This is a genomic window from [Mycobacterium] stephanolepidis, assembly GCF_002356335.1.
GTDB lineage: Bacteria > Actinomycetota > Actinomycetes > Mycobacteriales > Mycobacteriaceae > Mycobacterium > Mycobacterium stephanolepidis.
In genome coordinates, this window is record NZ_AP018165.1 from 2,689,878 (window position 1) to 2,704,374 (window position 14,497).

The 14,497-nt window shown below is 65.0% G+C and carries 13 protein-coding genes and 1 pseudogene; 8 read left to right on the forward strand and 6 right to left on the reverse strand.

Annotation, left to right across the window (positions count from 1 at the left end):
- Window positions 1-58 precede the first annotated feature (58 nt).
- A complete protein-coding gene (locus MSTE_RS13320) occupies window positions 59-1,309 on the forward strand; it encodes an MlaD family protein (RefSeq protein ID WP_162291639.1) in 1,251 nt (416 codons plus the stop codon).
- Window positions 1,310-1,332: 23 nt separating this feature from the next.
- On the opposite strand, the gene MSTE_RS13325 is transcribed toward MSTE_RS13320, so the two are convergent.
- The 3 genes and pseudogenes from MSTE_RS13325 to MSTE_RS13335 form a co-directional block, all read right to left on the reverse strand.
- Complete coding sequence (locus tag MSTE_RS13325; protein WP_096501874.1) at window positions 1,333-1,896, reverse strand: TetR/AcrR family transcriptional regulator; 564 nt, start codon at window positions 1,894-1,896, stop codon at window positions 1,333-1,335.
- Between the two features lie 99 nt (window positions 1,897-1,995).
- Window positions 1,996-2,211 carry a hypothetical protein gene (locus MSTE_RS13330; protein ID WP_096505837.1) on the reverse strand — a complete coding sequence of 72 codons (216 nt, stop codon included), beginning with the start codon at window positions 2,209-2,211 and terminating at the stop codon, window positions 1,996-1,998.
- A gap of 17 nt (window positions 2,212-2,228) precedes the next feature.
- A pseudogene (locus MSTE_RS13335) lies at window positions 2,229-3,303 on the reverse strand (oxygenase MpaB family protein).
- A 192-nt stretch (window positions 3,304-3,495) separates the two neighbouring features.
- Between MSTE_RS13335 and MSTE_RS13340 the strand changes: the two are divergent.
- On the forward strand, window positions 3,496-4,482 hold the full coding sequence (locus MSTE_RS13340) for a COX15/CtaA family protein (RefSeq protein ID WP_096501876.1): 987 nt from the start codon (window positions 3,496-3,498) through the stop codon (window positions 4,480-4,482).
- On the opposite strand, the gene MSTE_RS13345 is transcribed toward MSTE_RS13340, so the two are convergent.
- Complete coding sequence (locus MSTE_RS13345; protein WP_096501878.1) at window positions 4,435-5,400, reverse strand: ATP-grasp domain-containing protein; 966 nt, start codon at window positions 5,398-5,400, stop codon at window positions 4,435-4,437. The two genes, MSTE_RS13340 and MSTE_RS13345, sit on opposite strands and share 48 nt — an antisense overlap.
- The gene (locus MSTE_RS13350) at window positions 5,382-5,714 is read right to left on the reverse strand and encodes a hypothetical protein (RefSeq protein ID WP_096501880.1); all 333 of its coding nucleotides are present in this window, start codon (window positions 5,712-5,714) and stop codon (window positions 5,382-5,384) included. The genes MSTE_RS13345 and MSTE_RS13350 overlap by 19 nt, the downstream gene beginning before the upstream one ends.
- A 33-nt stretch (window positions 5,715-5,747) precedes the next feature.
- Here MSTE_RS13350 and MSTE_RS13355 point away from each other — a divergent pair, with 33 nt between their 5' ends.
- Window positions 5,748-6,725, forward strand: a complete 978-nt coding sequence (locus tag MSTE_RS13355; protein WP_096501882.1) for a quinone oxidoreductase family protein — start codon at window positions 5,748-5,750, stop codon at window positions 6,723-6,725.
- On the opposite strand, the gene MSTE_RS13360 is transcribed toward MSTE_RS13355, so the two are convergent.
- Complete coding sequence (locus tag MSTE_RS13360; protein ID WP_162291421.1) at window positions 6,714-7,652, reverse strand: heme o synthase; 939 nt, start codon at window positions 7,650-7,652, stop codon at window positions 6,714-6,716. The genes MSTE_RS13355 and MSTE_RS13360 overlap by 12 nt on opposite strands.
- A 226-nt stretch (window positions 7,653-7,878) precedes the next feature.
- On the opposite strand from MSTE_RS13360, the gene tkt reads away from it, so the two are divergent.
- Genes tkt through pgl form a run of 5 tightly spaced genes read left to right on the forward strand, consistent with a single transcriptional unit; the run spans window position 7,879 to window position 14,387 of the window.
- On the forward strand, window positions 7,879-9,996 hold the full coding sequence (gene tkt / locus MSTE_RS13365) for a transketolase (protein WP_096501886.1): 2,118 nt from the start codon (window positions 7,879-7,881) through the stop codon (window positions 9,994-9,996).
- A gap of 26 nt (window positions 9,997-10,022) precedes the next feature.
- Window positions 10,023-11,156, forward strand: a complete 1,134-nt coding sequence (gene tal / locus MSTE_RS13370; protein ID WP_096505839.1) for a transaldolase — start codon at window positions 10,023-10,025, stop codon at window positions 11,154-11,156.
- A gap of 35 nt (window positions 11,157-11,191) precedes the next feature.
- On the forward strand, window positions 11,192-12,742 hold the full coding sequence (gene zwf, locus MSTE_RS13375; RefSeq protein ID WP_096505841.1) for a glucose-6-phosphate dehydrogenase: 1,551 nt from the start codon (window positions 11,192-11,194) through the stop codon (window positions 12,740-12,742).
- Complete coding sequence (gene opcA, locus MSTE_RS13380; RefSeq protein ID WP_162291422.1) at window positions 12,739-13,647, forward strand: glucose-6-phosphate dehydrogenase assembly protein OpcA; 909 nt, start codon at window positions 12,739-12,741, stop codon at window positions 13,645-13,647. The genes zwf and opcA overlap by 4 nt, the downstream gene beginning before the upstream one ends.
- Window positions 13,644-14,387, forward strand: a complete 744-nt coding sequence (gene pgl, locus MSTE_RS13385; protein ID WP_096501890.1) for a 6-phosphogluconolactonase — start codon at window positions 13,644-13,646, stop codon at window positions 14,385-14,387. Before opcA ends, pgl begins: the two co-directional genes overlap by 4 nt.
- The last annotated feature ends 110 nt before the right edge of the window (window positions 14,388-14,497 follow it).

Consider the following 14,497-nt stretch of genomic DNA (forward strand, 5'->3'; position numbering starts at 1 on the left):
TGCCGAAGACGAGTACACCGAAACAGACTGTGCTCCATTGAAACCCGGAATCTCTGGGCTGCTCGAAACCGCAGCCGGCATCGTGCTGCAGGTCGTGCGTTTCTACTACCGGCGACGACTGTGGCTTTCTGGTCTGGCACTGGCCTTCGCATTCGTCGTCGGATCTGTCTACATCCTCGTCGGCGGATTGCGCATCAGCCCGTTCGCACCCACCTACCGGGTCACCGTGCAACTCGCCGAGTCCGGGGGTCTGCTCCCCCACCAAGATGTGATGTTTCAGGGTGCACCGGTGGGGCGCGTCGAATCGGTCGACGTGACCCAGGACAGTGTCAACGCGATCATCAGTATCAACTCACCGGCGAAGATTCCCACCTCCAGCACGGTGCGGGTGTCGGGACTCTCACCCGCCGGGGAGCAGTACGTGGGCTTCTCCTCGCACTCGGATGCCGGACCATTTCTTACCGACGGCAGCGTCGTCGGGCTCGGCAAGGCAACGACTCCGGTCACCCTCGCGCAACTGCTCGCCGATGCGGACGGCACGTTGGCGCAGCTCGACCCGAAGAAGCTTGAGATCATCCGCACGGAACTGAGCCTGAGCAAGGACGGCCCCCGCAAGCTCACCGACATCATCGATGGCGGCACGTTCCTGTTGGCCACCCTCGATCAGGTACTGCCTGAGACGATCAGTCTGCTGCGCACCAGCCGGGTCGTGCTCACCACCGCCGCCGATGTCAACAACGGCATCGCCACCACCTCACGCAATCTCACCGCCGTGATGAACGGCGTCAATCGGATGGAAGGCGGCTACCGCACACTCGTCGACACCGGACAACAACGCTTCAATCAGATCGACGCACTCTTCTCCGACAACTCCGACACGATGGTGCAGCTACTCGGGAACCTTGCCACCGTCTCGCACCTGACCTACCTGCGTGTTCCGGCGCTCAACGCGTTGTTCCCCGACTATCGCGGTTCCATGCTCGAGGCCCTCACCACGATCCTTCATGACGGTGGCGGGTGGGCCACCGCAGATATCTACCCCCGCTACACGTGTGACTACGGCACCCCGCGCAGGCCCCCGTCATCGGCCGATTACCCCGAGCCGTTCTTGAACACGTTCTGCCGTGACGACGATCCCGCCGTCCTGATCCGCGGGGCCAAGAACGCTCCACGCCCGGCCGGAGACGATACGGCCGGACCACGCCCCGGGGCCGATCTCGGGACAACCGCGGATCGGACGGCCACGGGACACTTCAGCATTCCCACCCCGTACGGCGGACCAACGCTGCCCATCGAGCCGCCACAGTAGAGGCCCGACCAGCCGGCAGGCCATCAGCGGGGAGTGGCCCGCAATGCCCGATACGCGGCCCGGCCGACGATATCGGCCAGGTCCGTTGCGGACCAGCGTGTTTCGGGGCTGAGCATCAACCGTATGGCCCCCTCGCTGATCGCCAGGAGCGTTTCAACCAGCGGGGGCATCACAAAATCGACATCACGAACCTGCCACCGCTGCAGCAAAGGCCGCATGACGTCGCAGATCTGTGTCCGAATCTGCGCCCGCCCCTGCGAGATAGCCTCGGCAAGAACAGGATCCGACTGCGCTGCGGCGATGATCTGCCACGAGGCAGGGCGCGCGACAACGTCGCCGAGCAGAGCTCCGAATCCGTCGACGAACATCTGCTCAATGGAACCCGTCCGCTGGGGCGGTAGGACGGCTCGGAGACTCGCGAGCGCCAGCCGCGTCTCCCGTTCCAGTAGTTGCGTCAGTACCTCATTTCGCCCGTTGTAGCACGCGTACACAACGGGGCGCGTGACGCCCATGCGCGTGGCGATGGCAGCCATCGTCACATTCGCCACGCCCTGTTCAGCGGTGATCTGCAGGGCCGTATCCAGCACGTGCGCCCGCCTCCGTTCCGGTCCGAGATGTTCGGCCCGGGCGCGCGGATTCGTCGAGGCTGGCGGCGCAGTGACGGTGTCCTCCTACGGCTGGCCCGGCTACTGCAGATACACGTTGGCGATGATGAGCACCGGCCAGGCGACAATTTCTCCCAGCATAGAGAAGAGCTTGTCCAATCCGGTGAGTTGCTCGAGGTGTCCCCGATGGGTCATTGCCCAAATCAACCCGATCACCACATACGGCAAACCGATGACGATCGCCAGGTAGACGAGCTGGCGGATGCTGAGGCGACGGTCGAGCAGGTCCTTGATCATGGTGTGTTCCTTCCGAATCATCCAACGGTGCCGAGAATCGGCTCGGACTCTCTGATGCCCTCGTCGCTGGGAGCTTGCCCCTCTCCGAACACGCGAGCCTGCTGCCTTTCCCGGAGTTCTCGATGCGCCCGGCTCGGAATCTCGTAGCCGTAGAGTTCCTGAGCCTCCCTGGGCGTCATGGTGATTGAGCTTTTCGGCGGTACCGACAGCAGAACGCGGGCGCCGATGGGCACGGTGGCCGGCGAGATCAGCCGGAGCAGGATCAATTGCAGCCGCTTGCTCATGCTGACCGCGGTGAACGCGGCGCTTATCGGTGGCACGATCGCCGCGTCAAGCAGGGGGGCCACGCTTAACCCGGCCATCTCCCGCATCCACCGAGGCATGGTCGCCAAGGTGCCCCGGCGCAAAAAACAAGGTGATCACCTTGGTGAACGGCCGCAACAGCAGTGGCATCGGCGGCAGCATCACCTCCGCGCTGAGCAAGTGCCGCATCGCCTGCCGGGCGATATCGGAGCCGATGAGCTGCGGCCGCATCTTTTCGAAGTATTCGCCTATCCCCTCGCGCGTTCGGGGGATATCACCCGGATCGCACGTCTGCAGTTCCGCGGCACGGGCGCATTCACTCCAGAACTGCGCTTCTTCGTTGTGGGAAAGCCGCCCGGGGCCGTACTTCTCGTAGGCGAGCAGAATCGAATGCCAGGCCGTGAGGTGGATCCACAACTGCGAGTCGGGATTGTTCGCGTCGTAGTTCTCGCCGGTGACGGGATCGACGCCGATGGCCTTGGAATGAATCTTCACCAGTACATCGGCCGCTTTGGCTGTCGACCTGCTGTCGTCAAAGGCCACCATGGCGAAGTACCGCAGCGTGCGGTCGTAACGAGTCCGTGGCCTTGAATAGACCTCGTGCGTCTTGTCCACGGCCGCAATCAGTCCGGGATCAAGTTCCTCGATCACCACGGCGCGCTGAAATCCAATGGACAGCGACGTCGGGTAGCTCCACACGCGCCACGACACCGACTCGGGACCAAAGAAGCCGTAGTCCTCAGCAGGTTCAACCTTCGGTAGTGACAGCCAATCCCGGATCACGCTCACAGGCCCGCTCCCTCTGCGCTCGAATTCCTACGATGTGTAGGAATTTCATACACAGCGTAGGATTCATTACCGGATCGCTTACGTCAAGGGGGCAAGCGTCAACTAGTCGATCCACCCGCCCGAACCCCGCGCCGGCGCCGGATCGGCGGTGATTACTACAAGGCGTAGTTGGCAGTGGCATAGACTCATCGCGTGTTATATCGGGCGTTTTTGCGGGTGGTCGATCTGCTGCCGATGCCGAGCCTGCGCACGCAGCGACTCATCGCCGCAGCGGTCGTGCTGACCCAGGGCGGAATCGCCGTGACCGGCGCCGTAGTTCGCGTCACCGCCTCGGGCCTGGGATGCCCCACCTGGCCGCAGTGCTTCCCCGGGAGTTTCACCCCGGTCGCGGTCGCCGAAGTGCCCCGCATCCACCAGGCCGTCGAATTCGGCAACCGGATGATCAGCTTCCTGGTGGTGATCACCGCCGCGTTGGCCGTCCTTGCCGTGACACGTGCGCGCCGCCGCCACGAGGTCCTCGTATACGCCTGGCTGATGCCGGCCTCGACCGTGCTGCAGGCTGTCATCGGCGGAATCACCGTATTGACGGGCCTGTTGTGGTGGACGGTTGCGATCCATCTGCTGGTGTCGATGGGCATGGTGTGGTTGGCGACGCTGCTCTACGTGAAAATCGGTGAGCCCGACGTCGTCTCCGACTTCCCGATGGTGCCTCCGCCTCCCGGACCGCTGCGCCGGCTGACCGCGCTGATCGGCGCGACATTGGCCGCCGTCCTGGTGGCCGGAACGCTGGTCACCGGAGCAGGACCACACGCCGGCGACAAAAGCGTCACCCGCGTAGTGCCCCGGCTACAGGTGGAGATCACCACGCTGGTGCATCTGCACGGCACACTGCTCATCGCCTACCTGGCGCTGCTCGTAGGGCTGGGATTCGGGCTCGCGGCCGTCGGCGTGACCCGGCCTATCTGGGTCCGTTTCACGGTATTGCTGGCACTCACACTGGCACAGGGATTCGTGGGCGTGGTGCAGTTCTACACCGGCGTGCCTGCCGTACTCGTCGCCGTCCACGTCGCTGGTGCGGCAGCGTGCACCGCGGCCACGGCCGCTCTTTGGGCGGCGCTGACCACCCCGGCGCTAGCCGCGTCGGTGCTGCCCCAGCGGGCCCAGGCCCAAACGATCTAACGCCTCGTCGACACCGATCACGAACTTCCGTTGCGCCAGATCGCGCTCCTCGGTCTCCAGCTGACGCCAGCCCAGAGACGGCTCGACCAATTCGAGCTCCAACAGCCGCGGGTCGTCATCGTGCACTCCACCGATGACGTCGACACGTGCATACAGCAGCTCGGCCATGGCGATGCCGGATTTGGTGGCCGCGGCAGCCAGCGCCGAAGCACCGAACTTCCACAGCGCCGAGGACGGTTTCACCGGCGCCAATCGCTCGGAGTGGAACAGACCCGACTCGTCGACCTCGGCGGCAGCACCCGGCGGAGGTAGCAGCGCACCCTTGGTAAAGGCATGGGACGGTTCGCCGTTGAGGAAGACCAACGCTGTTTCGCCGTGCACATCGACACGAGGATCGTAGGGCTGGATAAGGACGGTGCGGCCCTCATCCTGCAGCGCCTCGGCGTGATTACGTGCGGCCTCCGGGCATGTGAAACGCCCCGCGCCACGCGATCCACCCGCCACTGCGGGCTTGATCACCAGTTCGCCGTCGGGCAGGAGGACGGGCTCATCGGGCGCGAAGAACGTACTCGGAACTGTCGGAACACCTGCTGCAGCAAGATCATTCAAGTAGCGCTTGTCGGTGTTCCAGCGCACCACCGGCAACGGGTTGAGCAGGTTGCGCATCGACCCGGCCCATTGTAGGAACTCATCCAGACGTTCGGGGTAGTCCCAGGTGGCACGCAGGATCACCACATCGGCTTGTGCGGTCTCCGGGTCATCCCAAGACAGCCAACGCGCGTGTAGATCACGAACACGCAGTGCGGCAACAAGTTCGGCGTCGTCACCGTCACCGGAGACGAGCTGTGGGCAACCGGCCAGAACGATGCGCGGATGGAAGATATCCGGCCGTCCCAGCCTTACGTCCGGGCGACCCACCCGGCCATCTTCTTGGCGTGACCCGGTGCCGGGGTGGCGGTACTGACCAGCTCGCGGTCCCATTCCTCGACGGCCTCGATGCCCTCGACGGCCTCCACGGCGGCGTGCGCGGTCGCCAGGTCGGCAACAACCTGATCGCCGAGTATCCCGTCGGCACCGACCAGGGTGATGCGAACACCCGCCTGCCCGATGGGCTGCAGCACTGCCTTGGTGGGCATGTGATGCGCCTTCACGAACGCCGTCAGTGCGCGATGCACGGTCGACGGAACGGACACCTTCCGCTGCTTGTCGGCTGACTGGGCTTCATCGGTCATGTATAGAGCGTACGTGCCTGGATACTGGTACCCATGCGCGCCATCGAAGTGCCGGTGACCGGCGGACCCGAAGTGCTCACCCTCGTCGAAAAGACAGCTCCGACACCGGGCCCCGGCGAGGTGCTCATCGACGTCGACGCGGTGGGGGTCAACTTCCGTGATGTCTATCTGCGCAACGGCAGCTACGCCGCCCCGCTCCCCCACATTCCGGGGTCGGAGGTCACCGGACTGGTGAGCGCAGTGGGTGAGGGTGTCGAAACCCTCGCCCCCGGCGACCGGGTCGCCAGCCCCGTCGCCGCCTGGGGGTATGCCGAATCGACCACCGCACCAGCCGATTACACCGCAAAGGTGCCCGAAGGCCTGTCCCCGGAGGTTGCCGCGAGCGCCTTACTTCAAGGCATCACCGCCCATTACCTGCTGACCTCGGTCTACCCCGTCGCCGCCGGTGACACCGTGCTGGTGCACGCAGGCGCCGGCGGAATGGGCTTGCTGTTGACCCAATGGGCATCCCATCGCGGTGTCAGGGTCATCACGACCGTGTCGAGCGCGGCCAAGGGGGAACTGTCCCGCGAGGCCGGTGCCGCCGAGGTGCTGTCCTACCCGGATCCCACAGATCCGGCGGAATTCGCCGAGAAAATCCTGGAGCTGACTTCGGGTGAGGGTGTGGCGGTCGCCTACGACGGCGTCGGCAAGTCGACCTTTGAGGCAAGCCTGGCAGCAGTCCGAGTACGTGGCCTGATCGCCCTGTATGGCGCGGCCAGCGGCCAGGTACCGCCCTTCGACCCGCAGCGCCTCACCGCCAAGTCGGCAGTGCTCACCCGTCCGACCATGGGGCATTTCATTCGCACCCCCAAAGAGTTCGCCTGGCGCGCCGACGATGTCCTGGACCTGGTGTCGCGCGGAACATTGAAGATCACCGTCGGAGCCAGCTATCCGTTGGAGCAGGCCGCCCAGGCCCATATCGACCTGGAGGCACGCAAGACCACCGGGTCGGTCGTCCTAGTGCCCTAGCAGCCCATTACCGAACAACAGCGGCCAGCCGACCACCGAGTCGACCGCCAGCGCGCAGAAGACCACGGCCAGGTAGTTGTTTGACTGCAGGAACAACCGCAGCGGTTTGATCGGCTGACCCTTGCGCACACCCGAGTACAACTGGTGCGCCATCGCCAGGAACCACACCCCGGCCAGGAATGCCACCACGGCGTAGATGACACCGGCGGCCAGCGCGAGTGCCAGCGTGGCCAGCACCGTCAGCCAGGTATAGATCAGGATCAGCCGGGTGACCTTCTCCTCGGTGGCGATCACGGGCAGCATCGGGACGCCCGCAGCCCGGTAGTCCTCCTTGTAGCGCATGGCCAGCGCCCAGGTGTGCGGCGGAGTCCAGAAAAAGATGATCAGGAACATCACCACTGCCGGCCATTGAATCGTGCCGGTGACCGCCGACCACCCGATCATCACGGGCATGCACCCGGCAGCGCCGCCCCACACCACGTTTTGTGCGGTGCGTCGCTTGAGCACCAACGTGTAGATGAAGACGTAGAAGGCGATGGTGGCCACGGCGAGCACACCGGACAGCAGGTTGGCGGTCCACCACAGCCAGGCGAACGCCCCCACACCGAGCACGATCCCGAAGATCAGGGCATTGCGGGTGGTGACCGTCGAGGTCGCCAGCGGCCGCCGCGCGGTGCGCTTCATGACCTTGTCGATATCGGCATCGGCCACGCAGTTCAGCGTGTTGGCGCTGGCCGCGGCCATGATGCCGCCGAGCAGCGTGTTCAGGATCAACAGCGGATTCACGTGACCGCGGTCGGCCAGCAGCATCGCGGGAATGGTGGTGACCAGCAACAGCTCGATGACCCTGGGCTTGGTCAGCGCCACGTAGGCGAGGATTGTCGAAAGGAACGGGCCGCGAGCACGCGCGCCTTGCGTCTCTCGCATCCGCACCGCGCTGATCCTCCTGGGTAATTATCCGGTGAGCCAGCCGACCCGCGGCACTGAGCGCTCTACTACAGACGATGGTAGACCGCCAGGGTCGCGCGTCGACAACCAAGGTCGGCCCATTGAAGTGAACATAGGTTGTCCGCCACCGGACTATCACATTGCCGAGATGGCGTGACCCGGCCGTGAGGCAGCGGCGCGAAATCGGCGGCACTACGATGGGCCCGTGACCGCGATCGACGAGATCCCGACCGATATCCCAACCCTCACCCGGGCCGACCACCCGGATGACTGGACAGACCTGGACTCGCGTGCGGTAGACACCGCACGGGTGCTGGCCGCCGATGCCGTGCAGAAGGTCGGCAATGGCCACCCCGGCACCGCGATGAGCCTGGCACCCGTGGCGTACACGCTTTTTCAGCGCCAGCTGCGCCACGACCCCAGCGACCCCTCCTGGATCGGGCGCGACCGATTCGTGCTGTCCTGTGGGCACAGCAGCCTGACCCTGTACCTGCAGCTGTACTTGGGCGGGTTCGGCCTGGAGCTCTCCGACATCGAGGCACTGCGTACCTGGGGCTCGCTGACCCCCGGCCACCCCGAGTACCACCACACCAAGGGCGTCGAGATCACTACCGGGCCGCTCGGCCAGGGCCTGGCCTCGGCGGTTGGCATGGCGATGGCCTCTCGGTACGAGCGCGGCTTGTTCGACCCCGACGCCGCGCCGGGCTCCAGCCCGTTCGACCACTTCATCTATGTCATCGCCTCCGACGGCGACATCGAAGAGGGCGTGACCTCCGAAGCGTCCTCCTTGGCCGGTACCCAACAGCTCGGGAACCTCATCGTCATCTGGGACGACAACGAGATCTCCATCGAGCACGACACCAAGATCGCACTGAGCGAGGACACCCCGGCCCGCTACGAGGCGTATGGCTGGCATGTACAGACAGTCATCAGTGGTGAGAACGTCACCGGCATCGAGGAAGCACTGGCCAACGCCCGTGCGGTCACCGACCGCCCGTCGTTCATCGCGCTGCGCACGATCATCGGCTACCCCGCTCCCACCAAGATGAACACCGGCGGCGTGCACGGCTCGGCGCTGGGGGCCGACGAGGTGGCCGCCACCAAGAAAATTCTGGGCTTCGATCCGGAGAAATCCTTCGACGTGGCCCCAGAAGTCATCGCCCACACCCGCGAGCTGGTGCAGCGCGGCAAGCAGGCACATGCGGAGTGGGACAAGGATTTTGACGCCTGGGCCGCCCGCGAGCCCGAGCGCAAGGCGCTGCTGGACCGGCTGGAGGCACGCACCCTGCCCGAGGGCTGGGACGCCGACCTGCCGTCCTGGGAGCCCGGCTCCAAGGGCGTGGCCACTCGCGCCGCATCCGGCGACACCCTCTCGGCGCTCGGCGCCAAGCTTCCCGAGCTGTGGGGTGGCTCCGCGGACCTCGCGGGCAGCAACAACACCACCATCAAGGGCGCCGATTCCTTCGGCCCAACGTCCATCGCAACATCGGACTGGAATGCCCAACCATATGGCCGCACACTGCATTTCGGCATCCGCGAGCATGCGATGGGATCGATCCTGTCCGGCATCGTGCTGCACGGCCCCACCCGCGCGTACGGTGGAACGTTCCTGCAGTTCGCCGACTACATGCGGCCCGCGGTGCGCCTGGCGGCTTTGATGAACATCGACCCGATCTACGTGTGGACACACGACTCGATCGGTCTCGGCGAGGACGGCCCCACTCACCAGCCGGTGGAGCACCTGGCCGCCCTGCGTGCCATCCCGAACCTTTCGGTGGTGCGCCCCGGTGACGCGAATGAAACCGCCTACGCTTGGGCGACCGTCCTGGAGCGTCAATCCAGCACCGGCCCAGTCGGTTTGGCACTTACCCGCCAGGGCGTGCCGATCCTGGAAGGCACCAGCCGCGAGGGTGTGGCCAAGGGCGGTTACGTACTGGAGGCAGCCAGTGAGAATCCAGCGGACACGCCCGACGTGATCCTCATCGGCACGGGCTCGGAACTGCAGCTCGCCGTCGAGGCCAAGAAGATTCTTGCCGCCAAGGGAATTGCGGCCTCCGTGGTGTCGTTCCCCTGTGTGGAATGGTTCGAGTCCCAGCCCCAGGAATACCGCGACAGCGTGCTGCCGCCGTCGGTGCGTGCCCGGGTGTCCGTGGAAGCCGGCATCGCGCAGGGCTGGTACAAGTTCGTCGGCGACGCCGGTCAAATCGTCTCACTCGAGCACTTCGGAGCTTCCGCTGACGACAAGACCTTGTTCCGCGAGTTCGGCTTCACCCCGGATGCAGTGGCTGCGGCCGCCGAAAGGTCCATCGCAGCAGCTCAATAACCCCGAATCAGGAAGGGATGAATCCCATGAGCACATCTGATCAGAACGCTAATCTCGCCGAACTGAGCGAAGCCGGAGTCGCCGTCTGGCTCGACGATCTCTCCCGGGACCGACTCAACTCGGGCAACCTCGCCGAGTTGATCGCGACCAGAAGCATCGTCGGGGTGACCACCAACCCTGCGATCTTCCAGGCCGCCCTGTCCAAGGGGCATGCCTACGACGCGCAGATCGCCGAGCTGGCCGAGCGGGGGGCCGATGTCGACTCGGCAATCCGCACCGCCACCACCGATGACGTGCGCGCCGCCTGCGACGTGTTGGCTCCGCAGTACGAAGCCTCCGAGGGCGTCGACGGCCGAGTGTCCATCGAGGTGGACCCGCGCCTGGCACACGACACCGACAAGACCATCCTGCAGGCCATCGAGCTGTGGAAGATCGTCGATCGGCCCAACCTGTTGATCAAGATCCCAGCCACCAAGGCCGGTCTGCCCGCGATCTCTGCGGTGATCGCCGAGGGCATCTCGGTCAACGTCACCCTGATCTTCTCGGTGGAACGCCACAAGGAAGTGATGGACGCCTACCTGGCCGGCCTGGAGGCAGCCAAGGAAGCCGGACGCGACCTCTCCAAGATCCACTCGGTGGCCTCGTTCTTCGTGTCCCGGGTGGACACCGAGATCGACAAGCGCCTCGAGGACATCGGCAACGGTCAGGCACTGTCCCTGCGGGGCCGGGCCGGGGTCGCCAATGCCCGCCTCGCCTACCAGGCCTACGAGAAGGTCTTCGATCACGGTCACAGGTTCGCCGAGCTCAAGAAGGCCGGTGCGCGCGTGCAGCGTCCGCTGTGGGCCTCGACCGGAGTCAAGAACCCCGACTACGACGACACCCTCTACGTGGTGGACCTGGTGGCTCCGCACACCGTCAACACCATGCCCGAGAAGACGTTGGAGGCCGTTGCCGATCACGGCATCGTCACCGGTAACACCATTCACGGGACATATGACGGCGCGCACGCGGTCTTCCATGAGCTCAGTCGCGCCGGAATCGATCTGGACGACGTGTTCGAGGTGCTCGAGACCCAGGGCGTCGACAAGTTCGAGGTTGCCTGGAACGAGCTCATCGACGCCACCCAAGCCCAACTCGATGCGGTATCCACCAAGGAGTGAGCGTGGATGACGGTCTTCACACGAAAGGCTCATCCATGACTGACGTTCTTCGCGCGAGCGGCTCATCGGCGAAAAACCCGTTACGGGACAAGCGCGATAAGCGTCTTCCACGCATCGCGGGACCCTGCTCGCTGGTGATCTTCGGGGTCACCGGCGATCTGGCACGCAAGAAGTTGATGCCGGCCATCTACGACCTGGCCAACCGCGGGTTGCTGCCACCGAGCTTCGCGTTGGTCGGATTCGCTCGCCGGGACTGGGCCAACGAGGACTTCGGCCAGATCGTGCTCGATGCCGTGAAGGAACACTCACGCACCCCGTTCCGTCAGCATGTCTGGGACCGTCTTGCCGAGGGAATCCGGTTCGTGCAGGGCAGTTTCGATGATGACACGGCCTTCGAGCAGCTCAAGAAGACCCTGCAGACGCTCGACGAGGAACGCGGCACCGGCGGCAATCACGCCTTCTACCTGTCGATTCCGCCGAAGGCGTTCCCCACGGTGTGCGAGCAGCTGTCCAAGTCCAGACTCGCCCAGCCCGTGGACGGCGCATGGCGCCGCGTCGTGATCGAGAAACCCTTCGGCCACGATCTACAGAGCGCCCGCGAGCTGAACGCTGTGGTCAACCAGGTGTTCCCCGAGGAATCGGTCTTCCGGATCGATCATTACCTCGGCAAGGAGACGGTGCAGAACATTCTGGCGCTGCGGTTCGCCAACCAGTTGTTCGACCCGATCTGGAACGCCCACTTCGTCGATCATGTGCAGATCACCATGGCCGAGGACATCGGATTGGGCGGCCGCGCAGGCTATTACGACGGCATCGGCGCAGCGCGCGATGTCATCCAGAACCACCTGCTGCAGTTGCTCGCGTTCACCGCGATGGAAGAGCCCATCAACTTCTCCCCCGCCGAGCTGCAGGCCGAGAAGATCAAGGTGCTCTCGGCCACTCGGCTGGCCGAGCCGCTCGCCGAAACCACTGCCCGCGGTCAGTACGGACCCGGGTGGCAGGGCAGCCAGCAGGTTCCCGGTCTGCTGGAGGAGGAAGGCTTCTCCAAGACCTCGACCACCGAGACATTCGCCGCGATCACCCTGGAGGTCGACAGTCGGCGCTGGGCCGGGGTTCCGTTCTACCTGCGCACCGGAAAACGCTTGGGCCGCCGCGTCACCGAAATCGCCCTGGTGTTCAAACGGGCACCACACCTGCCCTTCGATTCCACGATGACCGAGGAACTGGGCGCCAACGCGCTGGTGATTCGGGTGCAGCCCGACGAGGGCGTCACGCTGCGCTTCGGATCGAAGGTTCCGGGTACCGCGATGGAGGTCCGGGACGTCAACATGGACTTCTCGTATGAGCAGGCGTTCACCGAGGAATCACCGGAGGCGTACGAGCGGCTGATCCTCGATGTGCTGTTGGGCGAGCCCTCGCTGTTCCCGGTGAACGCCGAAGTCGAGTTGTCGTGGCGGATTTTGGATCCAGCACTGGACTTCTGGGCGTCGGAAGGAAAACCCGAGACCTACGAATCCGGCACCTGGGGCCCCCAGTCGGCGTTCGACATGCTGGCCCGTACGGGACGTGACTGGAGGCGACCATGATCATCGATCTGCCCGACACCACCACCAACGACGTCAACAAAAAGTTGGTAGAGCTGCGCGAAACCGGCGGCGCGGTCACCATGGCGCGCGTGCTTACCCTGGTTGTCATCACCGACGCCGGCGATGACGTGGAAGAGGTCATCGAGGCCGCCAACGGCGCCAGCCACGAGCATCCGTGTCGCATCATCGTGCTGGAGCGCAATCCGTTGGCTCCCACCACCGGGCTCAATGCTCAGATCCGGGTCGGCGGTGACGCCGGAGCCGGCGAGGTTGTCGTATTGCGGCTGCGCGGCCCGCTCGCCGCACACGAGCACAGTGTCGTGATCCCGTTCCTGTTGCCCGACACCCCCGTGGTGGCGTGGTGGCCCAACCAGGCTCCTGCCGTTCCCGCGAAAGATCCGCTGGGACGTCTTGCGATTCGCCGAATCACCGATGCGACGACGGCACCCGATCCACTCAACGCCATCAAGAACCGGCTCGCCGGATATACCCCCGGCGACACCGACCTGTCGTGGAGCCGGATCACCTACTGGCGCGCGCTGCTGGCCTCGGCCCTGGATCAACCACCGTACGAGGGCATCAACTCGGCAGTGGTGTCCGGGCTGGCCACCGAACCCGCGCTCGACGTCACTGCGGGTTGGCTCGCGTCACGTATCGAAGGACCCGTCACCCGACTGGTCGGCGAGCTCAAGGTGGAACTGCACCGGGACAGCGAGGTCGTCACCCTGAGCCGGCCGCAGACCGGGGCCATCGCGACATTGGCCCGCACCGGGCGCCCGTCGGCATCACTTCCGTTGCCACGCAGAGAGACACGAGATTGCCTGGCCGAGGATTTACGCCGCCTCGATCCCGATGAGATCTACCGCACGGCGCTTGAGGGAATCGCGAAGGTGCAATACCTATGAGTGAAACAATCATCGAAAAGTACACGGACACAGATACTTTGGTGACCGCAGCAGGCGACCGGTTGGCATCGGCGATCGCCGGCGCCCTCGCTGAACGCGGCAAGGCGATGATCGTGCTCACCGGCGGCGGCACAGGTATCGCCCTGCTCAAACATCTGCGCGATGTGGCCAGCCATCTCGACTGGGCCAACGTCCACGTTTTCTGGGGTGACGATCGGTACGTCCCGAAGACCGATCCGGAACGCAATGCCTGGCAGGCCTGGGAGGCGCTGCTTGAGCATGTCGACTTCCCGCTGCGCAACATGCACGCCATGCCCAACAGCGAAAGCGAATACGGCACGGACCTGGACGCGGCCGCACTCGCCTACGAGCAGCTGCTGGCGGCCAATGCCGAGCCCGGCCAGGACTGCCCCTCATTCGACGTCCACCTGCTGGGCATGGGCGGCGAAGGCCATATCAATTCGCTGTTCCCACACACCGATGCCGTCAAGGAAACACACCGACTGGTGGTGGCGGTGCCCGACTCCCCCAAGCCGCCCCCACAGCGGATCACGTTGACACTGCCTGCCATTCAGCGTTCACGCGAGGTGTGGCTGATCGTCTCCGGCGAGGCCAAGGCCGAGGCCGTCGCGGCAGCCATCGGAGGGGCAGATCCGATCGATGTGCCCGCGGCAGGCGCCAAGGGCACAGAACGTACCGTGTGGCTGCTCGACGAGGCCGCCGCGAGCCAGTTGGGCTAGCCACCCCACCGACAGGGTCATCATGCGGTCTTGATTCAGGGCCGAAACAGCTCGCCGCTACACACTTTTCCGAGCGCCATATCGGACGGCGCCTTCCACTGACCGACTGC

Excerpts from the sequence above, each read along its gene's own strand:
- MSTE_RS13330 (WP_096505837.1), bottom strand. The coding sequence starts at position 2,211 with ATGATCAAGGACCTGCTCGACCGTCGCCTCAGCATCCGCCAGCTCGTC.
- MSTE_RS13350 (WP_096501880.1), bottom strand. The coding sequence starts at position 5,714 with ATGACCGATGAAGCCCAGTCAGCCGACAAGCAGCGGAAGGTGTCCGTT.
- MSTE_RS13355 (WP_096501882.1), top strand. The coding sequence starts at position 5,748 with ATGCGCGCCATCGAAGTGCCGGTGACCGGCGGACCCGAAGTGCTCACC.
- MSTE_RS13360 (WP_162291421.1), bottom strand. The coding sequence starts at position 7,652 with ATGCGAGAGACGCAAGGCGCGCGTGCTCGCGGCCCGTTCCTTTCGACA.
- tal (WP_096505839.1), top strand. The coding sequence starts at position 10,023 with ATGAGCACATCTGATCAGAACGCTAATCTCGCCGAACTGAGCGAAGCC.
- zwf (WP_096505841.1), top strand. The coding sequence starts at position 11,192 with ATGACTGACGTTCTTCGCGCGAGCGGCTCATCGGCGAAAAACCCGTTA.
- opcA (WP_162291422.1), top strand. The coding sequence starts at position 12,739 with ATGATCATCGATCTGCCCGACACCACCACCAACGACGTCAACAAAAAG.
- pgl (WP_096501890.1), top strand. The coding sequence starts at position 13,644 with ATGAGTGAAACAATCATCGAAAAGTACACGGACACAGATACTTTGGTG.